Genomic DNA, 23421 nt, shown 5'->3' with positions numbered 1-23421 from the left:
CCTTTTTTGTATTACAGTTGGAATAGCTTAGTGGCGTTGGACGTGGTGATGGCATCGACCTGGTCGACACTTATGCCACGTAAATCAGCGACTCGTTGAGCAACCAAGGATGTGTATGCAGGTTCATTGCGTTTGCCACGGTGTGGTACTGGAGCTAGGTAAGGGCAGTCCGTTTCAAGAATGACATAGTCCATATCCAGCGACGGAATGACTTTGTCCATCCCGCCATTTTTAAAAGTGGACACGCCACCCAAACCGAGGTGGAAGCCTAATCCATTGATTGCCTTGGCTTCTTCTACACTGCCGCCAAAACAGTGGAATACGCCAGACAACGAGCCATCCTGTTCCTGTTCAAGCAGCTGAAGCGTTTCTTCAATGGAATCACGGGTGTGGATGACGACAGGTAGCTTCATCTCTTTGGCCCAGTTGAGCTGGGTGACAAACGCCATTTCCTGCTCGGCTTTATAGGTTTTATCCCAGTAGAGATCGATGCCGATTTCGCCCACAGCAATGAAGTTGTGTTTCTCAAACCAATGGCGAATTACTTGCAGTGTCTGTTCAACATTGCCATCGACATAACATGGGTGAAGCCCCATCATAGAACGACACACCTGCGGATAGGCCGCCTCGGTTTTTAGCATCGGCTCAATCGAGTCCAGATCGATGTTTGGCAGCAGGATTCTGTCTATCCCCTGAGCCAAGGCTCTCTCTACCACTTGGTCGCGGTCATTATCAAATTCGCTGGCATAAATATGGGCGTGAGTATCGATCATGGTTTGTCTCTGTAAAGCTGGATTGGCCAGAGTATACGGCAGTGTGAGCATTTGGTCATTTTTTGCATTTTTATCGCTTGCTGCTAGCGTCATTACTCAAGAGTGATATCATGCAAATCAAGCACTTTCACCACACAAGGAGAACAGAGTGTCAGTTTCCATTCAAGGTCAGTTCCCTGGCCGTCGCATGCGTCGTATACGTAAACATGACTTTAGTCGTCGCCTAATGGCTGAGAACCAACTAACGGCAAGTGATCTGATTTACCCAATGTTTATTCTGATGGGGAAAGACCGCCGCGAAACCGTTGACTCTATGCCTGGGATTGAGCGCCTGTCTATCGACCTGATGTTGGAAGAAGCACAGTACTTAGCCAGACTTGGTGTGCCGGCGATTGCATTGTTCCCTGTGGTGAATCAGGACGCAAAAAGTTTGTGTGCAGCTGAAGCGTACAACCCAGAAGGTTTGGTTCAGCGCGCGGTACGTTCTTTGAAAGAGCATGTGCCAGAAATTGGCGTAATTACTGATGTGGCACTTGACCCATTCACAACGCACGGCCAAGACGGCATCATCGATGAAGAAGGTTACGTCCTGAATGACGCGACGACAGAAGTTCTGGTCAAACAGGCTTTGTCTCACGCAGAAGCGGGCGCTGATGTCGTTGCGCCATCAGATATGATGGATGGTCGCATTGGCGCGATTCGTGAAGCGCTGGAAGAAGCAGGCCATATCAATACTCAGATCATGGCTTACTCTGCGAAATACGCGTCTTATTACTATGGGCCTTTCCGTGATGCAGTCGGCTCAGCGGGTAACCTTAAAGGTGGTAACAAGAAAAACTACCAGATGGATCCTGCCAACAGTGATGAAGCGGTGCATGAGGTCGCAATGGATGTCAACGAAGGCGCGGACATGGTGATGGTCAAGCCGGGTATGCCATATCTTGACGTGGTGCGCCGTGTTAAATCGGAACTGCAAGTCCCGACGTTTGCTTATCAAGTCTCGGGTGAATACGCGATGCACAAGGCGGCATTCCAAAACGGTTGGCTTAAAGAGCGTGAGACTGTGATGGAATCACTGCTTTGCTTTAAGCGTGCAGGTGCAGACGGTATCCTGACTTACTTTGCTAAAGATGTCGCTGAGTGGTTGGCAGAAGAAAATGCTCAGCCTGCTCAGTTTCTAAAAGACGCTGAATAACTCAGTTTACAAATATTAAAAGGCTGGCTTTTGCCAGCCTTTGTTGTTTAAGGAGAACCGATGAGCGTTGAATATCGACTTGGAACACTAGAAGAGTGTGTTGAGATTGTCGCGACTATCAAAGAGTTCATACACAAAGAAAGCGTAGAAAGCTTGTCCGAACGATTAGACGGTAAGCGACACCTCATTCAGGTGGCTGAAGAAAATGGCCAGCTACTTGGGTTTAAAATTGGATATGAAATCGACGAAAACACATTTTATAGCTGGTTCGGTGGGGTATCACCACTAGCTAGAAATAAAGGGGTGGCACAGAAGTTACTCGATTATCAGGAGATCTGGGTCAAAAAACACGCTTATTCTCAACTTAAGGTGAAATCCCGTAATCAATTTCCTTCCATGTTAAGACTCTTGCTGAGGAATGGTTATCTAATTGAAAAGTTTGAAGTAAAAGATCCCCTAGTCGAATCTAGAATTCATTTCGTGAAGCAGTTGTAGCACTGTCATAAAAATTAAATGAGATTTTTTCTCATTTAGGGGTTGACGGGATAAATGAGAATAATTATTATTTATCTCGTCTTAGGGAATAAGAGAAGTTCACAAGGACGTCGAGTTACCAGATTCAACTTGGAGACGGTGATGACACTGAACTTAATTGAACTTGCACTAGTTCTTTTTGACACGACATTGCTCACATTGCTTCCAGTGTAATTTATAGCTTTATGGCAAAGCTAACGATTCAATTGAATACGCTTTGACCCCTTTTTGCTAGGCGACATCGATACGATGTCGCTTTTTTTATGCCTGAAATCTGTGGTTGGATAAAAGGACACCAGTAGTCTTTTCCACAGTTGAGGATCGTTTCAAGATCGATCTATTTACGATCGATCTAATTCATTTGTTATATTTTTCAGTATCTTAAATTGTTTAATTACAGTTTTGTGACGATACAAAGCGTTAGTGGATAAATAATATAAACAGAGTTATCCACAGTTGAGGCTGTGGTGTGAAAGATTATTCGCCAAATGTGTGAGTAGTGCATGCAGAGTTAAAATGGATCCACTGTCAGAGTCATGGCATTCTAGGCAGATCTTTTTTCTTTGGATGCTTAAAGACTATGGCTCGTATTCCTGACAACCCGTTGATTTTGATTGACGGCTCTTCTTATCTTTACCGCGCATTTCATGCTTATCCGGGCACTATGAGCAACGGTGATATCCCGACGAACGCTGTTTATGGTGTGGTAAACATGCTACGCAGTATGATGCGTCAGTTCGCCTCTGAGCGTATCGCAGTGGTCTTTGATGCTAAGGGAAAAACCTTCCGTGATGAGATGTATCCGGAATACAAAGCCAACCGTCCTCCGATGCCAGATGATCTCCGTTGTCAGATTGAACCTCTGCACAATGTGATTCGCGCAATGGGCTTGCCTCTGATCTGTGTTCCGGGTGTGGAAGCGGATGATGTGATTGGTACGCTGGCGTATCAGGCTTCACAAGCGGGGATGCCAGTGTTGATCAGTACCGGCGATAAAGATATGGCGCAGTTGGTGGATGACAACGTGACTCTGATCAACACCATGACCAATGTGGTGATGGATCGAGAAGGCGTGATTGAAAAGTTTGGTATCCCACCAGAGCTGATTATCGATTATCTCGCTTTGATGGGCGATAAAGTTGATAACATCCCAGGTGTACCGGGTGTTGGTGATAAGACCGCAACTGCATTACTGCAGGGTATCGGCAGTTTGGAGAAGTTGTACGACAATCTTGATGACATCGCACCGCTTGGGTTCCGTGGCTCGAAGACCATGGCGAAAAAGCTGGTCGATAACAAAGAAGAAGCGTTTCTTTCTTACGAGCTTGCCACGATTAAGTTGGATGTTGAGCTGGAAGAGACGCCAGACTCACTGCTCAAGGCCGAACCGAATACCGATGAGCTGATCAAACTGTATGGCCAGTTGGTGTTCAAATCTTGGCTCAATGAATTACTGGAAGGTGGTACGGGTGTTGTCGTGGCAGATGAAAAGTCCGGCGCAGCGTCGGGGGCTGGAGCCTCTGCTACAGCCAGCGAGATCGATACCTCTGCAGTGACGATTGATCGCAGCCAGTACGAAACCATTCTTGACCAACAGGCATTCAATACTTGGTTAGATAAACTCAAAGCGGCGAATGTCTTCGCGTTTGATACCGAAACCGACAGCCTCGATTACATGGTGGCGAATCTGGTTGGTGTGTCGTTTGCGACAGAAGAAGGCGTCGCTGCATACGTGCCTGTGGCGCATGATTATCTTGATGCGCCAGAGCAGCTTGATCGCGATTGGGTACTAGAGCAATTGAAGCCGATTCTTGAAGATGATGCTCAGGCGAAAGTGGGGCAGAATCTAAAATACGATGCGTCGGTATTGGCTCGCTACGGCATTGAGATGAAAGGCATTAAGCATGACACCATGCTCGCGTCATACGTTTATAACAGCGTGGGTGGCAAGCATGATATGGACAGCCTGGCACTGCGATTCCTTCAGCACAGCTGTATTTCTTTTGAGCAGATTGCGGGTAAAGGCAAGAAGCAGCTGACGTTCAATCAGATTGAACTGGAACAAGCTTCACCATACGCCGCAGAAGATGCTGATGTGACCCTCCGTTTACACAATCGCTTGCTCGCCAACATTGAGCAGGATGAAAAGCTGAAGACCATCTATGAAGAGGTCGAAGTGCCGCTGGTTCCCGTTTTATCACGTATTGAACGCACAGGCGTGTTGATTGATGACATGAAGCTGGCCGCTCAGTCGCAGGAAATTGCGTTGCGCCTTGATGAGTTGGAGCAGCAAGCGTTTGAAATCGCGGAGCAAGAGTTCAACATGAATTCGCCAAAGCAGCTGCAAGCGATTCTGTTTGAGAAAATGGGTCTGCCAGTTGTGAAGAAAACGCCATCGGGTACGCCTTCAACTAATGAAGAGGTTCTGCAGGAGTTGGCGCTGGATTACCCGTTGCCAAAATTGATCCTCGAATATCGTGGCTTAGCGAAGCTCAAATCAACTTATACTGATAAGCTGCCGAAAATGATTAATCCTGAAACAGGCCGTGTCCATACGTCTTATCATCAGGCTGTAACCGCGACTGGCCGTCTATCTTCGACCGATCCTAACCTGCAGAATATCCCAATCCGTAATGATGAAGGTAGACGTATTCGCCAGGCGTTTATTGCACCACATGGTTACAAGATCATGGCGGTCGATTACTCCCAGATTGAATTGCGTATTATGGCGCACCTTTCAGGAGACAAAGCGCTACTAGATGCCTTCCAGCAAGGAAAAGACATTCATGCAGCGACAGCGGCTGAAATCATTGGTGTGGACATCGAGCAGGTGTCAGCTGAACAGCGTCGTCGTGCGAAAGCGGTCAACTTTGGCCTTATTTATGGTATGAGTGCTTTTGGCCTGGCAAAACAGTTGGGTATTCCACGTGGCGAAGCACAGCAATACATGGATACCTACTTTGAGCGCTACCCAGGTGTGATGCAATACATGGAAGACACACGTAGTGCCGCAGCTGAACAAGGTTATGTCGAAACCATCTTTGGCCGTCGTCTGCATCTGCCAGAAATAAAATCACGCAACGGCATGCGTCGTAAAGCGGCAGAACGTGCTGCGATCAACGCTCCAATGCAGGGCACAGCAGCGGACATTATCAAGAAAGCCATGCTATTGGTGGATGAATGGATTGAGAGCCAAGGCCAGGGTCGAGTGAAATTGCTGATGCAGGTGCACGATGAACTGGTCTTCGAAGTTCAGGAGTCAGCATTAGCCGAAATTGAAAGTAAAGTACAAGAATTGATGGAATCCGCTGCTCAGCTGGATGTACCTTTGATTGCGGAAGCGGGTCATGGTGACAACTGGGATCAGGCGCACTAGACAAAAAATAGCCAAAATTGATTGAATAATATGAGCCAGCGCCCAATCGCTGGCTTTTTTTTGTTCCTAAAAAAGCAACCATTCAAAAGTGAGTATTGTAGTTTAATAAAATTTTAATGAAAAAAAATTACAAAAAGAGTTTTCATTTCTGACCAATTGTTGTACATTAAACGGCGTAGGGTACAGAGGTAAGATGTTCTATCTTTCAGACCTTTTGTTTCACGTTATTGGATTAGGCTGATTCAGCCGCCCCAGTCAGTATTTGACTGGGGCGTTTTTTATTGTGCTAAAGAAAATTTCAATACATTTCAAATCTTTATTGCCATTCTCATAGATAGTACAGCTTTAGCGGCTTCTCACTACCACATCACTTGTTCCTAATATTCACTAATCACAGCATTTGGTAACTCAGACCAATTTTGTAAGAAAACTTCAGTCACACTTTTATTTTTTTAAACAGAAAACCAAACCAGAACTCGCGCGCCTTGTTGGATGTTAATAATGAATTTTTTCATATTTTTTAGAGTTTTATCGGTAGAAGGGGTTGTTGGAGAGGGAAGTGGAAGAGGAAAAATCAGACGTTGCATTGTTTGCGGCTTTGAACAATCCTATTCGCATAATAATAACTACCTCCTATTTCTCTCCCGTTGCCCCACCAGGATGGTGGGGATTTTTATTTCTAAGCCTTTTCTTTTTCAGCGTTACTCTTCAGACACAAAAAAGCCCCACTGAATAGTGAGGCTGGTTTCATCCGGCAGTGCGCCTATTCTTGTTCGTCGCTTTGCTGGTCTTCAATAATCTCATCAGTCAATTGCTCTGCAACGGCAGGGGCAAACCACTCATCAAGTTTATTACGCAGTACGTCAACGCCAATGCCTTTCAGAGAAGAAAACGCGGCGACACTCACGTCACCACCGAACCCAGCAGAATCCTTCTTGATCTTAAGCACCTGAGCTTTGCGCGCGCCACTTTTCAGCTTGTCTGCTTTGGTCAGTAGGACCTGTACAGGGATGCCGCTGTCGACCGCCCAGAAAATAAGTTGCTGATCGAGGTCCTTCATTGGGTGGCGAATATCCATTAATACGACTAAACCTTTTAGGCTTTGACGCTTTTGTAGGTATTCACCGAGTGATTTTTGCCACTTCTTTTTCATTTCCAGCGGTACTTGAGCAAAGCCATATCCCGGTAAATCGACGATGTGGCAGCCATCGGTCACTTTAAACAGGTTGATTAACTGAGTTCGACCTGGTGTTTTACTGGTTTTTGCTAAACTTCTCTGATTCGTCAGTCGGTTAAGAGAACTCGATTTGCCCGCGTTGGAGCGTCCTGCGAACGCAACTTCGATACCTTCATCTTCAGGCATGTGACGAATATCAGGTGCACTGGTGATGAAATGGGTGTTTTGATAATGAATTTTTACGCTCACTGTTAACTCCATCTCGACTTTGTGTAGTCGATTGATTACTTTTTTGTGAAATTGTGTAAAATAACCGTGCTCGGCATAAGGTCGCCTATTGTACCATGAGTGGCAACTCTGAGTGGTACTGGAAGCTTGATAATTATAATGGAATGTCATGAAGAAATTAGCGCTAATCTTGAGTCTTTTAGCCAGCTGCTCTGTATGGGCCCAAGGCAGTATTGAAGCTGGTAAAGCAAAATCCCAAACTTGTGTTGCCTGCCACGGTGCTGATGGCAACAGTCAACTCGCAATGTACCCTAAGCTAGCAGGTCAGCATGCTAAATATATTGAGAAGCAGCTGAAAGACCTCAAGCTGGGTATGACCAGTGGTGGTAAGCAGGGTCGTGTTGATCCAGTAATGGGTGGTATGGCAATGCCACTGTCTGAGCAGGATATGAAAGATCTTGCGGCTTACTATGCATCACTACCAATTTCGCACAACACTACGCCTGAAAATGTAGTGGAACAAGGCAAAACCCTCTATACAGCGGGTGATGCTTCACGTGGTCTGACAGCATGTATTGCTTGTCATGGTCCTCGTGGTAACGGCACTGAGCTTTCAGGTTTCCCTAAAATTTCTGGTCAGCACGCTGACTACATTAAAGCTCAGCTAGTTAAATTCCGCGATGGCTCTCGTGCTAACGACATGAACGGCATGATGCAAGATATCGCAAAGAAACTGACAGACGAAGACATCGATACTTTGTCTAAATATGTTGGCGGCCTACACTAAGCCCTATTAAATACTGCCCGAGCAATGTTGTATTGAATGAGCCCAGACGAAAGTCTGGGCTTTTTCGTATGACACAGGTCACATCACCTTTTTGCTTGTGTGGCTCCATCTTTCCCGAGCTTTTGTAAGAGATCGGCTATCCTCGCTGGTGCTCATTTCTTTGCCTTGTTTGTAACTATTTGAAAAGTAATAAAAGAAGATCGGTGATCGAAAAAAGGCCGATTTTTTTCTTCAGGTGGATTGTTCAAAATTGGTCAATCGTTAAAGTGTACTCATCGGCAGGGCGCTGATACGGAATTTAGACCATGATGGTCTCCAAGGATGCAGGCGATGGATGCTTGGAGGTCTTAAAGGAATTTAGGTAAGCAGGAAGCTTACTGGATAGGGATGGTCGACTCGTCTAATGGTTTAGACAGCGAAAAGGATCAGGCTAAGGATTAGCCCAGATACGGGAAGTAAACGGAAAGCCAAAATTCACCAGGACGGTGAAAAACGACACCTTTTGCAGGGAAAGCGCCAAAAACAAATGGAAATTTGATGCACGATAATCCGTGCAACACAGTTTCGCCGAAAGGCATTTTTAGAAAGCGATAGAGTTATCTATCGCTTTTTTTATATCTGAAATCCACCGAGCTCCATCTCTCGCCAACACGGTTCCTTTATTCCTTCGATAATATTATTGGTCGGAGAGGGAATATTTCACTGAATCGATGATTATTTGCACAATAGTGCTCCACTCTCTTGCCACTTTCTGGTATGTTTCGCATCCCTGTTTGAGGATGTCATCATGCGCCACTGTCCACTTTGCCATAACCCGGAATCACTGCATTACTTCGAAGATAAACGTCGCGAGTATCTTCAATGTGCGCAATGTGAGCTGGTGTTTGTTAATCCAGAGCAAAGATTGGATGCAAAGGCTGAAAAAGCCCACTACGATCTGCATGAGAACGATCCAAATGATGCTGGCTATCGTACCTTTTTATCGCGGGTTGCAGACCCCATATTGGAACGTATTGAGCCAGGCTCAACAGGAATAGATTTTGGTTGTGGCCCCGGGCCCACACTCTCTTTGATGTTGCAGGAGCAGGGACACAACATGTCGTTGTACGACCTTTATTATCACCCTAATACTGAGGTGCTAGATTGTACGTATGACTTTATGACTGCCACTGAAGTGATAGAGCATTTGTATCATCCGGATCAGATATGGCAGCAATGGTTGAATTTAGTTAAGCCAGGTGGCTGGATTGGTCTGATGACCAAGATGGTCATTGATGTCGAAGCGTTTGCCAAATGGCACTATAAAAATGACCCAACGCATGTGGTCTTTTTTAGCCGCAATACGTTTAAGTACTTGGCAGAGCGGGATCAGCTCAAGCTTGAATTTATTGGTAATGATGTAATTTTACTGAGGAAAGCCCAGTAATGAGCCGTAGTAAGAAAGTAAGATCGGGCGGTAATGGCGACGTTATCGTCGTTCGTAATCGCACAGAATCAGACGTTGAAGGGCGTCTGCGCAAGAAAGAGAAAAAACGCAAAGGTCTAAAGACGGGCGGTCGTAACTCTGAAGCGAAGCAAAATAAACAGCAGACAGCTGGACAAAAGCGCGACCCACGTTTAGGAAGCAAGAAGAAAATTCCTCTTGTGGTTGAAGCGGTGAAGAAGCCAACCAAAGCAGAACGTCGAGTCAACGCAGAACAAGAGCTAGAGATGCTGGAAAATGATGCTCAGCTGAATGTCTTGCTTGATCGCCTTGATAACGGTGAAAGCCTAGGCGCAGGTCTACAGAAATACGTCGATGAGAAATTGGCGCGTATTGAAATTCTGATGAAGCAACTTGGCCTCTATGAAGAGGAAGAAGAGCCAGAAGTCGTTGAAGAGCCAAGCGCTCCTGTGGCGAAAAAGGTGAGTAAGAAAGCCTCATCAGAAGATGAACTGCTGTCGCAGTTTGAAGATCTGGATTTGGACCAGTTTAAAGGGTAAAGCGATTCATGAACGTAACCTTGTTAGCCATTGCTGGTGGAGTCATTGTTCTCGGCTTAGCGTCCTATGCAGGTTACCTTCTGCTCCAGTTGAAGAAGCAAAAGGAATTGCAGGAACAGCATAAGAAGCTGGCCATCGAAAAGCGTAACGCCAACATCTTTGAAAACGTCCATATATTGTGTATGGCCGGTATTCAGGGCCAGTGTGATTTATCGGAAATCAGTATTCGTGTCTACAACATCATGGACTACGTTCAGGGTGAAGACCGTGTTGATTTTGATAAGGAATTCCCGGCGACAGCCGAGCTTTTCCACATTGTAAAAGATATGCCTCGCGGTGAAGATCGCCAACAAATGGCGAAGAAAGAGCGCATGAAGCAAAATCTGGAACGCCACAAAGCCGAGTCGCGCCTTCAGGATGCGATTGTCGAAGAGCTCAAACTGCTGCAGAAAAAAGTTCAACCTTTAAACAACCAGATCAACATTCAGATGATCTAGATTGATACTTTAGTCACTCGATCACTTACACTTATGGGGAGTGATCGAGTTATCAATTCTGACTATTGTTACTCAAAAAGCGCTATGCCACCCGGCGACCAGCCTCAGCGTGTGGCAAAATAGCCCGCAAAAATATAACGGTTAATCACACCGGATACGCAATATAGCACTAACGGAAGAACACCATGTCTCAGCAAGTCGTCGCAAGCCAACAAATAGTATGGGATCAAGCCATCCTCGATAAGTACAACTATTCTGGTCCGCGTTATACGTCTTACCCTACCGCGTTGGAATTTCACGAAGCGTTTACCATTGCCGACTACGACATGGCTTGTACTGAGTATCCGGAACGTCCGCTGTCGCTCTACATTCATATTCCGTTCTGCCACAAGCTTTGCTATTACTGTGGCTGTAATAAGGTCATCACCCGTCACGCACATAAAGCCGATGAGTATCTTGATGTTCTGGAGCAGGAAATCCTGACGCGCGCGTCTTTACTGCAAGGGCGTAAAGTGACTCAGTTGCACTTTGGTGGGGGAACTCCCACGTTTCTGACCAAAGCTCAAATCAGCCGTTTGATGAACATTCTGCGCGCTGAGTTCAGCTTTGAAGCTGAATCGGAAATCAGTATTGAAGTCGATCCGCGTGAGATTGAACTGGATATGCTCGATCACCTGCGTGAAGAAGGTTTTAACCGTTTAAGTATTGGTGTTCAGGATTTCAATAAAGAAGTGCAGAAGCTGGTCAATCGTGAACAGGACGAAGAATTCATCTTTGCTATGGTTGAGCGTGCGAAAAAGCTTGGTTTCCGTTCGACCAATCTCGACCTGATTTACGGGTTACCAAAACAAACCAAAGCACGTTTCGCTGAAACGTTAGCTCAGGTGCTTGAGATGCAGCCGGGTCGACTATCTATCTTTAACTATGCTCACATGCCGCAACTGTTTGCTGCACAGCGTAAGATTAAAGACGAAGACCTGCCACAAGCGGAAGAAAAAATGGCTATCCTGCAGGATACCATCGCAACGTTGACTAACGCTGGCTATCAGTTTATCGGTATGGACCACTTTGCTCAGCCGGATGATGAATTAGCTGTCGCTCAGCGTAAAGGCATCTTGCATCGCAACTTCCAAGGCTACACTACGCAAGGTGAATGTGACTTGGTTGGCTTTGGGGTTTCTGCTATCTCTATGATTGGCGATGCGTACGCACAGAATCAGAAAGAACTGAAAAAGTACTACGCTCAGGTTAATGAGCAGCGCCATGCACTGTGGAAAGGGGTTGCTTTAGATGGCGATGACCTTCTGCGCCGTGAAGTCATCAAGCAGCTAATCTGTAACTTCAAACTTGATAAAGTATCAGTTGAGACGGAGTTTGATGTCGAATTTAATCACTACTTCAAAGAAGATCTCGAGCTGCTGCAAACCTTTATTGATGATGAGCTAGTGGAAGTCGACAACAAAGAGATTCGAGTGACATTACGCGGTCGTCTACTGATTCGCAATATCTGTATGTGTTTTGATAAATATCTCCGAGCAAAGGCGCGTCAGCAGCAATTCTCACGAGTGATTTAATCGCAGCCGACCATGAACAATAAAGCCACCGAGAACGGTGGCTTTATTGTTTCTGCGGGTAACCAGTTAGGGCGCGATGTAAGCGTCCTGTGCGACTTCCCATAAAGCTTTAACCAGCGGATTATCCAGTTGCGAACGCTTGCAGCATACTCCGAGCTTAAAGGGTTTAATCGACGCTACTTTGAGCCGTTGAATCTTCTCTTTGACAGGGCTGTTGTTGATCACCACATCTGGTGCAATCCCAACACCACAACCAAGTGCAACCATACTGACAATAGCCTCATGCCCTGAAACCTGCGCATAGATGTTTGGTTTGATTCTCATCGCCTTAAACCAAGTATTGGCGCGGTCTCGTGCGGTACCTGATTCAGGCACAATAAAAGGAATGGACGACCAGTCAGGTTTGTCCTTTTGCAGTGCTTCTGCAAAGTTGCTCACGCCGACAGGGGCGATTACTGAAAGAGGAATTTCACTAATGGTTTCAAATTTGAGCTTGGCGGGTAGTGCTTCTGGTTGAGCGGAGATTGCGACATCCACTTCATCATTAAGGACTTTGTTTATTGCCTGAGCCGGATCGCCGGTAGACAGCTTAAACTCGATAAACGGATGCTGAAGGCGAAACTCTGACAACAGCTCAGGCAGGTGGCTGTAGCTGGCAGTCACCGAGCAAAACAGGCGAATCTCACCTTTTAACTCTTCTTCGTGCCCTTGAAGCTGCGCATTGAAGTTCTGCCATTCTCCAAGAATCTTTAAAGCCACTGGCAAAAGTTTTTTTGCCGCTGGGGTCAGCTCAACGCTGCGGTTATCCCGTACGAACAACTCTTGCCCGGTTTCTGCTTCCAACTTTTGTACCTGACGGCTGAGTGCAGAAGGGCTGATGTGCATGGCAGAAGCGGTTTTTGCGAAGCTTTTGCTATCACACAGGTGAATGAACAATTGCAGACTTTTAATGTTCATGAAATAAGTGCGTCCTTGTTGCATTTTTTGCAATAACTAATTGTGAATATATCACTTTAAGCAACCCGATGTCTGATTTAGTATCGAGGCATTCGGTAATGAAACACCGACCCAAACGGATAAATTCTCAAAGGAGAGCCCTAACATGGCTAACTATTTCAATACTTTAAACCTACGTGAGCAGCTAGATCAGCTTGGCCGTTGTCGCTTTATGGACCGCAGTGAATTCGCTACAGAAGCGGATTACCTGAAAGGTAAGAAAGTGGTTATCGTTGGTTGTGGTGCACAAGGTCTTAACCAAGGTCTGAACATGCGTGACTCAGGTCTTGATGTAGCGTACGCACTGCGTCAGGCAGCGATTGATGAGCAGCGTCAGTCGTTCAAAAACGCGAAAGAAAATGGTTTTGAAGTAGGTAGCTACGAGACGCTTATTCCTCAAGCAGACCTAGTGGTTAACCTAACGCCAGACAAGCAGCACACGAACGTGGTTGAGACGGTGATGCCACTAATGAAAGAAGGCGCAGCACTAGGTTACTCACACGGTTTCAACATTGTTGAAGAAGGTATGCAGATTCGTAAAGACCTAACAGTCGTGATGGTTGCACCTAAGTGTCCAGGTACAGAAGTACGTGAAGAGTACAAGCGTGGCTTCGGTGTTCCTACACTAATCGCGGTTCACCCAGAGAACGATCCAAAAGGTGAAGGTTGGGATATCGCCAAAGCTTGGGCTGCTGGTACTGGTGGTCACCGCGCGGGTTGTCTAGAGTCTTCATTCGTTGCTGAAGTGAAATCTGACCTAGTGGGCGAGCAAACTATTCTATGTGGCATGCTACAAGCAGGTTCAATCGTTTCTTACGAGAAGATGGTTGCTGAAGGTATTGACCCAAGCTACGCAGGTAAACTTATCCAGTACGGTTGGGAGACCATCACTGAAGCACTGAAGTTTGGTGGCATCACACACATGATGGATCGCCTATCAAACCCAGCTAAAATCAAAGCGTTCGAGCTTTCTGAAGAGCTTAAAGAGCTGATGCGTCCACTGTACAACAAGCACATGGATGACGTAATCACAGGCCATTTCTCTAGCACTATGATGGCTGACTGGGCAAACGACGATGCGAACCTACTAGGCTGGCGTGCAGAAACAGGTGAAACAGCATTTGAAAACTATCCAGCAGGTGACGTTGAGATCTCAGAGCAAGAGTACTTCGACAACGGTATCTTAATGGTTGCAATGGTTCGCGCAGGTGTTGAGCTAGCATTTGAAGCAATGACGGCATCAGGCATCATTGATGAGTCTGCGTACTACGAGTCACTACACGAGCTACCACTAATCGCAAACACAGTAGCACGTAAGCGTCTGTACGAAATGAACGTTGTTATCTCTGATACAGCTGAATACGGTAACTACCTATTCGCTAACGTAGCAACTCCGCTACTGCGTGAGAAGTTCATGCCTTCAATTGGCACTGACGTTATCGGTAAAGGCCTAGGTGAAGAATCTAACCAAGTTGACAACGCAACACTAATCGCTGTGAACGAAACTATCCGTAACCACCCGGTAGAGTACATTGGTGAAGAGCTACGTGGCTACATGACAGATATGAAGCGTATCGCAGTAGGCGGCTAATTACTTGTCTTAAGGTTCCATTTCGGTGTCGAAGCCTTAATTTCAAGTAATTCACTAATCTAGATAACAGATTAGTAAAAACTCCAGACAGACTGGAGTAATAAATACAAAATAAACACAACATCTAAATGAAAAGGCTTGGTCGCCGTTGACCAAGCCTTTTTTGTGTCTGGGGAATAGCCGAAGGTATAGCTCAGCGTCTGCTGTGGTTATTGAGTCAGCAAAAGAAAAGGGCTGACGCAGTACGCCAACCCTTGAACCTTATCGCTTGTATAAAGCGTTTATTTGTCTGCTAGCTTCTCTTCCAGCTCAGCCAGCTTCTGCTCCATTTCGGTCAGCTTTTGGCGAGTACGTAGCAGTACTTGAGTCTGCACATCAAACTCTTCACGGCTAACGACATCCAGCTTATTCAGCTGGCCTTGGATGACTTGGCGAACTTTCTGATCAACGTCTGCGCCAAGCTCTTTAACCGGTGCTGGCATTGAATCATGTATCTGTTTAGCAATTTGCTCTAGTTTCTTTGGGTCAAACATGTGACGAAAACTCCTGTCTCTATTGTTTGTATTCTATGTAATTGGTACCAGAAAGTCGCTACTTCGATAGTAAAAATTCGAAGTGGCTAGTGGCAGATCGTAACCAATAAAAAAGGCCACCGAAGTGGCCTTTTGGCAAACGTTGAGTTTAGCTGTTGTCAGATAACTGACGTTGCGCCGCTTTTGCTTCGTCAACACGGGCCAGCTTTTCCAAGTCTTTGTCTTCAACAAACACTGGTAGCGGCTTGTGTTTCTCAGCTAGGTAGCTGTAGATAACCGGCAGTACGAACAGGGTAAACAGAGTACCAATCGCCAGACCAGCAACGATAACGATACCGATACTGAAACGCTGAGCGGCACCTGCGCCCGTTGCGTACATCAGTGGGATCAGACCTGCAATCATCGCCGCAGTCGTCATTAGGATAGGACGTAGACGAACTTTCGCCGCTTCCATGACCGCTTCTGTCTTACCAAGTTTGTTATGTAACTGCTCTTCTTTGGCAACTTCACAGATCAAGATACCGTGCTTGGTAATCAGACCAACCAAGGTGATCAGACCGACCTGCGAGTAGATGTTCATTGAGGCTGCGCCCCATGCCAAAGCTATCAAAGCACCACAGATCGCCAGCGGTACGGAAACCATGATAACGATTGGGTCTTTGAGTGATTCAAACTGAATCGCCAGAACCAAGAAGATGATCGCCAGTGCCAGACCAAATGTGGCGTACAGTGCGCTACCTTCTGTCACATACTGACGAGCTTCACCCATGTAATCATGGTTGTAACCGTTTGGCAGTTTTTCAGTCGCAATACTTTCGAGCCAGTTTACAGCATCACCCATGGCTGTGCCTGGTGCATTTACAGCACCAATGGTGGCTGAATTCAGCTGGTTGAAGTGCGGCAGTGAGCGTGGCTCAGCGACAACATCAATGGTGATCAGGCTACCTAGTGGAACTGCGCGGTTGTCTGCAGCACGCACGTAGTAGTTGTTCATCGATTCAGGGTTAAGACGCCATTTACGCTCGACCTGAGGGATCACTTCGTACGAACGACCATTGAGGTCAATTCGGTTGACGTAGCCATCAGACATCATAGTGCTCAGCGTGGTACCAATGTCCTGCATTGTTACGCCATACGCACCCGCTTTGTCTTTATCGATGTTGATCTTCATTGTCGCTGAGTCGTAGTTCAGGTCCAGCTCAGAATAAACAAACATCGGGTTAGACTTCACTTCGCCAAGAATATCGGTCGCGATAGTGAACAAGCTTTCGAACGCGTTTGGTGTGGTAATCACGAATTGAACCGGAAGGCCTGAACCTGCACCTGGTAGTTCTGGCATCTGGAATGCCGTTACCGCCATGCCTGGTACGTGACCGACTAAACCTGTCACGCGGTTAGCAACTTCAGACTGGCTCGCTTCACGCTCACTCCAAGGCACCATAGATGCGATACCAAATGCCTGGTTCGAGTTAGGTACACCAGTAAACACCTGCGCGTACGCTACTTCTGGCTGGTCAGACAGAATTCGGTTCACGTCGTTCATGGTGTTTTGCATGAAGTCGAGGTTGGCATTCGATGGAGCTGTACCCATCAGCATGACCACGCCTTTATCTTCTGACGGTGCCAGTTCACTTGGGATGAACTTGAACAGCATCGGCAAGCTAGCAAACACTATGATAGCGAAACCAATCACCACAGGGCGGTGTTTCATGACCGCACCCAGCATTCGCTCGTAACGATTGGTCATGCCATCCAATACGCTATGTACCTTTTGTTCGAACTTGCTTGGCGTTTCATTTGCCTTAAGCATTTTTGAACACATCATAGGCGACAGCGTCAGAGCGACGATACCGGATACGAATACCGAACCTGCGAGGGTGAGGGCAAACTCTTTAAATAACGAGCCCGTGATACCACCCATCAAGGCAATCGGCGCGTATACCGCACCCAGTGTCAGGGTCATAGCGATAACCGGAACCGCGATTTCACGTGTACCGATAATCGCAGCACGGAAAGGAGACTCTCCCAGTTTGATGTGTCGGTCGACGTTCTCAAGAACAACGATCGCATCATCCACCACCAGACCGATGGCCAATACCATCGCCAGTAGCGTCATCAGGTTCCATGAGAAGCCCATTGCCTGCATCACCATTGCCACACCAATCAGAGATAGCGGAATGGTAACGATAGGAATCATAACCGCACGGAAAGAACCGAGGAACAGCGTAATTACGATCAGTACAATCAATGCCGCTTCAGCGATGGTCTTAATAACCTCGTTGATCGACTCATTGATGGCGATGGTCGAGTCATACATCACGTTCATGTCGATGTTACTTGGCAGGTTACGCTCTAGCTGAGGTAACAGGTCAAGGACATCGGCTGCGATGTTGATTGGGTTCGCACTTGGCGCCGCGTTGATCGCAACTACGACCGCTTCTTTACCATTGGCACTTGCACGGTAAACATCGTGGCTCTTCTCAAGTGTGACTTTTGCGATATCGCTTAAGCGAGTGACATCACCTTCATCAGAGCTTACAACAAGGTTCTTTAGCTCCTCGACGTTAGATACCTGAGTATCAGCGCTACCGTTATACAGAACGAATTCGCCCACAGCCTGACCAGCCGCTGACTGGTAGTTGTTGGCATTTAGCACGTTCATGACATCAGTAGCTGTTTTGCCCAGTGCTGCCATTTTTGCAGGGTCTAGCCAAATACGCAGTGCGTATTTCATACCACCGTAGAGGTCAACCTTAGAGACACCATTAACGGTGAACAGCTGCGGGTTGATTACACGCTCTAGGTAGTCTGTGATCTGGCTTGATGAAAGTTCATCACTGGTAAAGCCGATGTAGAGAACCGCGGTTGTAGAACCCGTTGACATGGTCACAGTTGGGTCTTCGGCTTCTTTTGGAAGCTGAGATCGAACCGAGTTGGTCTTAGCCAGAATGTCAGACAGGGCAGCATTCGGGTCAGTGTTCAACTTCATGTTAACGGTAATGGTCGATGTACCGAGTACCGACGATGAAGTCATGTAATCGATATTGTCGGCCTGAGCCACAGCCTGTTCCAGAGGTTGGGTAATAAAGCCCTGGATAAGGTCGGCACTGGCGCCGTAGTAACTGGTGGTTACCGTTACTACCGTATTTGTCATTTCAGGGTATTCTCGGACCTGCATCTTGAACACCGCTTGCAAACCAAGCAAGGCGATCAAAAAGCTGATCGATACCGCTAAAACTGGACGTTTAATAAAAACATCAGTAAAGCGCATGAGGCCTCCAATTACAGCATTGGTGTTTCAGCTGGTGGAGTAGTTGCATCGCTTTCTACTACACGAACTTTCGCGTCATTGCTCAGACGAACCTGACCAGATGTCACTACAACATCACCAGGCTTAACGCCATCTAGGATGTGAGCGATGTCTTTCACGCGTTCACCAACTTTAACCACGTGCTGCTTAACGCGCTTCTCACCGTTCTCTTCAGAGATGATGTAAACATTGTCACCGTAGAGTGTGAAGGTAATGGCGGTTTGCGGCAGAGTCACCTGATTGTCCAGCGTTGGCAGAATGATATTGGCACGCGCGAACATACCGCTACGTAGCTTACCATCGCTGTTTGGAATATCGGCTTGAACCTGAATCAGACCACTTTGGATGTTAACCGCGGGTTCAATCGCGGTGATTGAGCCTTCAAATGGTGTTTCAGGGTAAGCATCAACGAAGATATCCACTTGCTGACCTAGCTTGATGCGTGAGATGTCAGTCTGAGGCACAGTGAAGCGCAAGCGCATAACACTAGTATCTTCCAGGCGAACAATGTCCGTACCTGCTTGCAAGTATTGACCTAGGTAAACATTACGAATACCAACTACGCCTGCGAAAGGAGCTTTGATTTCACGGCGGTCGATGGTCGCTTTTAAGCTTTCGATATCCGCTTTAAGCGAGAAATAGCTTGCTTCGGCGTCATCAAACGCTTCTTTCGATACAGACCCTTTTTTGTACAGGCCTTGGTAACGCTTATATTTAGCCTGAGCTGCCGGCAGCTTCGCCTGAGAGCTCTTCAGGTCTGCTTTTTCCACTTCAGAGTCAAGTAGAACAAGAGGCTGACCTTCTTCAACGGCAGTACCTGAGTCGAAAGTAATTTTATCAATCACACCCGCTGTTTCATTGGCAACTGTGACACCTTGGTTCGGTTCGATGAAACCGATCGCTTCGATCACAGGTACCCAATCAACAGGCTTCACTTCCGTTACGGTCACCGGAAACTCAGGCTCTGGGCGATTAGCCAAATATTCGGCTATCTTCTGTTGCTTGAATAGATTGAAGCCTATCACGCTACCAAATAGTAGTATTGCGATAAGCAACATAAAGAAAGTCCACTTTTTCATTCTGATCAGAACTCCAAGTTAGTGTTGAATTATTGCATCCCAGCTAGCTTCGATTGCGGCTTCTAAGGCTGCTTCATCCAGCTGGTAGTATCCCAAAGCATGTTTTCGGGCCAGTGCAACACTGGCTTCAAAGCTCAGCCCTGAAAGAATCTCATTGTCGAGAGGTTTAAAAATCCCTTGCTCTTTTCCTTGATTAAACAACCGATCCACTTGGGCAAACATTTGTCGCTCAAGTTCCCGAGTTTTTCGCTTATTTGCACAGGGAAGAGATTCATATTGAACGCGATTACTCAGGGTTTCCATATTGGAACCTGCAAGGTTCCAGATGTTTAACCACATAGTGCGATAGCGTGTTTTCAAGGGCATATCGTCATTGACGCCAGCTTGGACGGCAGTTGCAATCCGTTCGGCGACATTTAAACGCACTTCATCCAGGAGATGCTCTTTATCTGAGAAATAACGATAGATAGTACCTGCAGCCACCCCAGCTTCTTTAGCCAGCTTTTGCATCGACAGGCCTTGAAAACCCGACTCTGCAATCAGCTTTTCTGCTGCTGTGAGGATCTGCTCGTGTTTATCTATTGCCGTGTTACTAGACATAGTCTCACTATCAATGAATGAACGTTCATTCATTATAGCCCAATAACTGCACACTAGTGCAATAAAACATTTCGTTAATTATGTAAATTTACAGTCAATGAGATCATTTTAGCTGGAATTGGTGCACTACGATTAAACATAGCAATCGAACTATTGCACCATTATTATAGGCGCCAAAGATTTTGACCTCAGAGACTCCTATGAAGCTGAACCCCAATCAAGATGAAGCCGTAAAGTACGTATCGGGACCATGTCTGGTCTTGGCGGGGGCGGGATCGGGTAAAACACGTGTTATTACCAATAAGATTGCGTATTTGGTTCAGCAGTGCGGTTACAAAGCTCGAAATATTGCTGCGGTGACATTCACCAACAAAGCAGCACGTGAAATGAAAGAGCGTGTCGGTCAGACGTTAGGCAAGAACGAATCGAAAGGTTTGATGGTGTCGACGTTCCACACCTTAGGTCTCAACATTATTAAACGTGAATACAAGGCGTTGGGGTTAAAGTCAGGTTTTTCTCTGTTTGACGACCAAGATCAGCTAGCACTATTGAAAGAGCTGACTGAGAAACAGCTCGATGGCGATAAAGATTTACTACGCCAGCTACTCAGTACCATTTCCAACTGGAAAAATGACATGCTGACTCCGGAGCAGGCGAAAGCATATGCTCAAGGGGAACAGCAGCAACTGTTTGCCTTCTGTTTCGATATGTATCAGAAACAGATGAAAGCCTACAATGCGCTCGACTTTGATGACTTGATCGCTTTACCGGTTCTGCTGCTGCGTACCAATGAAGAAGTCCGTCAGCGTTGGCAGAATCGTATTCGCTATTTATTGGTCGATGAGTATCAGGATACCAACACCAGTCAGTACGAGTTGGTCAAACTGATTGTTGGCGAGCGGGGTCGCCTGACGGTGGTAGGAGATGATGACCAGTCAATCTATTCTTGGCGTGGTGCGAAACCACAGAACTTAGTGTTATTGGGTGAAGATTACCCAAGTCTTCGTTTGATAAAGCTGGAGCAAAACTATCGTTCTACCAGCCGAATTCTGCGCGCTGCCAATATTTTAATTGCCAACAACCCGCACGTGTATGAGAAGTCGCTGTTTTCTGAAATCCCCGATGGCGAAAAGCTCAAAGTGTTGCTGGCGAAAGATGAAGAACATGAAGCGGAGCGAGTGACGGGTGAGCTGATCGCCCATAAGTTCCTCAATCGTACTGATTACCGCGATTACGCTATCTTATATCGTGGTAACCATCAGTCTCGTCTGATTGAAAAATCGCTGATGCAAAACCGAGTGCCTTACAAGCTCTCTGGCGGTACCTCATTTTTTGCTCGTGCTGAAATCAAAGACATCATGGCGTATTTACGTGTGTTGGTGAACCCGGATGATGACAATGCATTTTTGCGTATTGTGAACACGCCACGGCGTGAGATTGGCCCAGTAACCTTGGAAAAACTGGGCAGTTACGCCAATATGCGCGGTAAGAGCCTGTTTGAGTGCAGTTTTGAGATCGGACTGGAGCAGCACTTGTCTGGCCGTGGGTTAGAAAATTTGCGCCGCTTTAGTCAGTGGTTAGTCAAGATTGCCGATCAGGCTGAGCGAGGAGACACTGTAGAAGCGGTGCGTTCATTGGTGCGGGACATCAACTACGAAGACTGGCTATATGAAACCTCTGCGAGTCCAAAAGCAGCAGAAATGCGGATGAAAAACGTCTCGGACCTGTATTCTTGGATTGTGGCTGACCTAGAAGGGGACAATTATGATCAGGAAGAAAAGACCATTAAAGAGGTGGTTCAACGTCTGACACTGCGAGACATGATGGAGCGGGGTGAAGAAGATGATGACAGTGATGCGGTGCAACTGATGACCTTACATGCGTCAAAAGGTTTGGAGTTTCCTTATGTCTACTTGATTGGTTCGGAAGAGGGCATTTTACCTCACCAGACCAGCATTGATGAAGATAATGTCGAGGAAGAACGCCGTCTGATGTACGTAGGGATCACACGAGCCCAGCGCGAGTTAACTTTTACCATGTGTAAAGAGCGCCGCCAGTTTGGTGAGTTGATAAAGCCGACCCAGAGTCGCTTCCTTGATGAGCTTCCATTTGATGATGTGGAGTGGGAAGTGAATAAAAAGCCCCAGACGCAAGAAGAGCGCATGGCCAAAGGGCAGGCTCACATCGCTAATATTCGTGCGATGTTCAATAAGAAGTAGTTGCCACTTATAAGGCGCACAGACAAAAAAGAAGGGCTTGGTAAAAACCAAGCCCTTCTTCTATATAAGGTGGGATTACAGACCAGCAATCATGTGCTCAATCGCAGCAACGATTTCGTCATCTGAACAATCCATACAAGACCCTTTCGCTGGCATCGCGTTGAAGCCGTTAATTGCGTGGTCTTTCAGCACGTCTTTACCTTGTGCGATACGAGGACCCCAGTCACCAGCATCACCAGTTTTTGGTGCGCCGCTTACACCTGATGCGTGACAAGCGATACAGAATGTGCCGTATACTGTCGCACCATCACGTGGGCCAGTTGGCTCTTCTTTTACTGGCTCTGCGCCTGCCAGATAAACACCACCAACAGGTTTAATGCGTTCTGCAATCGCATCGTATTCTTCTTGGCTTACATTAGCTGCAAAAGAGGCGCTAGAAAAAGTGATCGCAGCGACCAAAGCGGTTAAGATTTTTCGAGACATATCCATTAAACTCACTTTACATTCCTGAAGGTAAGTTCGTGCTTACCTATTATTAGAGTGTGGTTTGATCCACAGCGTTTTGCTGTTAAATCAATGTAAATATTGGGTGATTATATCCTGATAACTTGTTGCAATAAACAACAAGTTACCCGCTTCCATGGGGTTATCTAATGGGAAATAGGGGTTTATCACACTTTAATTGCCGAAAAAGGCACCAAACGATAAAAAAAGTTTAAAAAGTACTAGACGGCCTAGTGTGATATACGTATTATTCCACTCCGCCGATAGGGCATGCGCCCGTAGCTCAGCTGGATAGAGCGTTGGCCTCCGGAGCCAAAGGTCGAAGGTTCGAATCCTTTCGGGCGCGCCATCCGGACGCTTACTAAGGTAAGTTAAATTGGCAAATATAATGGTGGCTATAGCTCAGTTGGTAGAGCCCTGGATTGTGATTCCAGTTGTCGCGGGTTCAAGTCCCGTTAGCCACCC

At 46.6% G+C, this 23421-nt stretch carries 18 protein-coding genes and 2 tRNA genes; 12 read left to right on the top strand and 8 right to left on the bottom strand.

Annotated features, from left to right (window positions below):
• Positions 1 to 11: 11 nt before the first annotated feature.
• On the bottom strand, positions 12 to 773 hold the full coding sequence (locus tag QMA41_RS24115; RefSeq protein WP_281630780.1) for a TatD family hydrolase: 762 nt from the start codon (positions 771 to 773) through the stop codon (positions 12 to 14).
• Between the two features lie 148 nt (positions 774 to 921).
• Between QMA41_RS24115 and hemB the strand changes: the two genes are divergently transcribed.
• The 3 genes from hemB (at position 922) to polA (ending at position 5878) form a co-directional block, all read left to right on the top strand.
• Positions 922 to 1968: a porphobilinogen synthase gene (gene hemB, locus QMA41_RS24110; protein ID WP_006957572.1), complete on the top strand. Its 1047-nt coding sequence runs from the start codon at positions 922 to 924 to the stop codon at positions 1966 to 1968.
• Between the two features lie 60 nt (positions 1969 to 2028).
• Positions 2029 to 2463 carry a GNAT family N-acetyltransferase gene (locus tag QMA41_RS24105; RefSeq protein WP_019277644.1) on the top strand — a complete coding sequence of 145 codons (435 nt, stop codon included), beginning with the start codon at positions 2029 to 2031 and terminating at the stop codon, positions 2461 to 2463.
• 619 nt (positions 2464 to 3082) lie between these two features.
• Entirely contained in the window at positions 3083 to 5878 is a 2796-nt protein-coding gene (polA, locus tag QMA41_RS24100) for a DNA polymerase I (RefSeq protein ID WP_281630779.1), read from the top strand.
• A gap of 763 nt (positions 5879 to 6641) precedes the next feature.
• On the opposite strand, the gene yihA is transcribed toward polA, so the two are convergent.
• Positions 6642 to 7304 (bottom strand): ribosome biogenesis GTP-binding protein YihA/YsxC, encoded by a 663-nt coding sequence (gene yihA, locus QMA41_RS24095; protein ID WP_065740984.1) that lies wholly within the window; start codon positions 7302 to 7304, stop codon positions 6642 to 6644.
• A 148-nt stretch (positions 7305 to 7452) separates the two neighbouring features.
• Here yihA and QMA41_RS24090 point away from each other — a divergent pair, with 148 nt between their 5' ends.
• The 5 genes from QMA41_RS24090 to hemN all read left to right on the top strand — a co-directional run bounded on the left by QMA41_RS24090 (position 7453) and on the right by hemN (position 12124).
• Positions 7453 to 8070: a c-type cytochrome gene (locus tag QMA41_RS24090; RefSeq protein ID WP_006957580.1), complete on the top strand. Its 618-nt coding sequence runs from the start codon at positions 7453 to 7455 to the stop codon at positions 8068 to 8070.
• A 787-nt stretch (positions 8071 to 8857) separates the two neighbouring features.
• On the top strand, positions 8858 to 9496 hold the full coding sequence (locus QMA41_RS24085) for a class I SAM-dependent methyltransferase (protein WP_281630778.1): 639 nt from the start codon (positions 8858 to 8860) through the stop codon (positions 9494 to 9496).
• Positions 9496 to 10053, top strand: a complete 558-nt coding sequence (gene yihI, locus QMA41_RS24080) for a Der GTPase-activating protein YihI (protein ID WP_006957584.1) — start codon at positions 9496 to 9498, stop codon at positions 10051 to 10053. The genes QMA41_RS24085 and yihI overlap by 1 nt, the downstream gene beginning before the upstream one ends.
• Before the next feature lie 8 nt (positions 10054 to 10061).
• The gene (locus tag QMA41_RS24075; protein WP_006957586.1) at positions 10062 to 10550 is read left to right on the top strand and encodes a DUF2489 domain-containing protein; all 489 of its coding nucleotides are present in this window, start codon (positions 10062 to 10064) and stop codon (positions 10548 to 10550) included.
• Between the two features lie 185 nt (positions 10551 to 10735).
• Positions 10736 to 12124, top strand: a complete 1389-nt coding sequence (gene hemN, locus QMA41_RS24070; RefSeq protein WP_281630777.1) for an oxygen-independent coproporphyrinogen III oxidase — start codon at positions 10736 to 10738, stop codon at positions 12122 to 12124.
• 66 nt (positions 12125 to 12190) lie between these two features.
• Here the strand turns inward: hemN and ilvY are convergent, their stop codons facing one another.
• Positions 12191 to 13081: an HTH-type transcriptional activator IlvY gene (gene ilvY / locus QMA41_RS24065; RefSeq protein ID WP_006957590.1), complete on the bottom strand. Its 891-nt coding sequence runs from the start codon at positions 13079 to 13081 to the stop codon at positions 12191 to 12193.
• Between the two features lie 145 nt (positions 13082 to 13226).
• On the opposite strand from ilvY, the gene ilvC reads away from it, so the two are divergent.
• Positions 13227 to 14711: a ketol-acid reductoisomerase gene (gene ilvC, locus QMA41_RS24060; protein WP_006957592.1), complete on the top strand. Its 1485-nt coding sequence runs from the start codon at positions 13227 to 13229 to the stop codon at positions 14709 to 14711.
• A gap of 281 nt (positions 14712 to 14992) precedes the next feature.
• On the opposite strand, the gene QMA41_RS24055 is transcribed toward ilvC, so the two are convergent.
• The 4 genes from QMA41_RS24055 to QMA41_RS24040 all read right to left on the bottom strand — a co-directional run bounded on the left by QMA41_RS24055 (position 14993) and on the right by QMA41_RS24040 (position 20233).
• Complete coding sequence (locus QMA41_RS24055) at positions 14993 to 15244, bottom strand: accessory factor UbiK family protein (RefSeq protein ID WP_006957593.1); 252 nt, start codon at positions 15242 to 15244, stop codon at positions 14993 to 14995.
• Positions 15245 to 15392: 148 nt separating this feature from the next.
• Positions 15393 to 18515, bottom strand: a complete 3123-nt coding sequence (locus QMA41_RS24050; RefSeq protein WP_006957595.1) for a multidrug efflux RND transporter permease subunit — start codon at positions 18513 to 18515, stop codon at positions 15393 to 15395.
• Between the two features lie 11 nt (positions 18516 to 18526).
• Positions 18527 to 19633: an efflux RND transporter periplasmic adaptor subunit gene (locus tag QMA41_RS24045; RefSeq protein ID WP_006957597.1), complete on the bottom strand. Its 1107-nt coding sequence runs from the start codon at positions 19631 to 19633 to the stop codon at positions 18527 to 18529.
• Positions 19634 to 19651: 18 nt separating this feature from the next.
• Complete coding sequence (locus QMA41_RS24040; protein ID WP_029236302.1) at positions 19652 to 20233, bottom strand: TetR/AcrR family transcriptional regulator; 582 nt, start codon at positions 20231 to 20233, stop codon at positions 19652 to 19654.
• Positions 20234 to 20433: 200 nt separating this feature from the next.
• Between QMA41_RS24040 and rep the strand changes: the two genes are divergently transcribed.
• Positions 20434 to 22452 (top strand): DNA helicase Rep, encoded by a 2019-nt coding sequence (gene rep / locus QMA41_RS24035; protein ID WP_006957602.1) that lies wholly within the window; start codon positions 20434 to 20436, stop codon positions 22450 to 22452.
• A 75-nt stretch (positions 22453 to 22527) separates the two neighbouring features.
• Here rep and QMA41_RS24030 read toward each other — a convergent pair whose 3' ends face one another.
• Positions 22528 to 22941, bottom strand: a complete 414-nt coding sequence (locus QMA41_RS24030; protein WP_281630792.1) for a cytochrome c5 family protein — start codon at positions 22939 to 22941, stop codon at positions 22528 to 22530.
• A gap of 287 nt (positions 22942 to 23228) precedes the next feature.
• On the opposite strand from QMA41_RS24030, the gene QMA41_RS24025 reads away from it, so the two are divergent.
• Together QMA41_RS24025 and QMA41_RS24020 are read left to right on the top strand one after the other, a co-directional pair.
• Positions 23229 to 23305 (top strand) — tRNA-Arg (locus QMA41_RS24025).
• A 42-nt stretch (positions 23306 to 23347) separates the two neighbouring features.
• A tRNA-His gene (locus QMA41_RS24020) sits at positions 23348 to 23420 on the top strand.
• Position 23421: the final 1 nt, after the last annotated feature.

The organism is Vibrio sp. St2 (genome assembly GCF_947311885.1).
Taxonomy (GTDB): Bacteria; Pseudomonadota; Gammaproteobacteria; order Enterobacterales; family Vibrionaceae; genus Vibrio; species Vibrio coralliilyticus.
The sequence above is the reverse complement of the archived record's forward strand: the minus strand, read 5'-3'. Positions and strand labels throughout refer to the sequence as shown.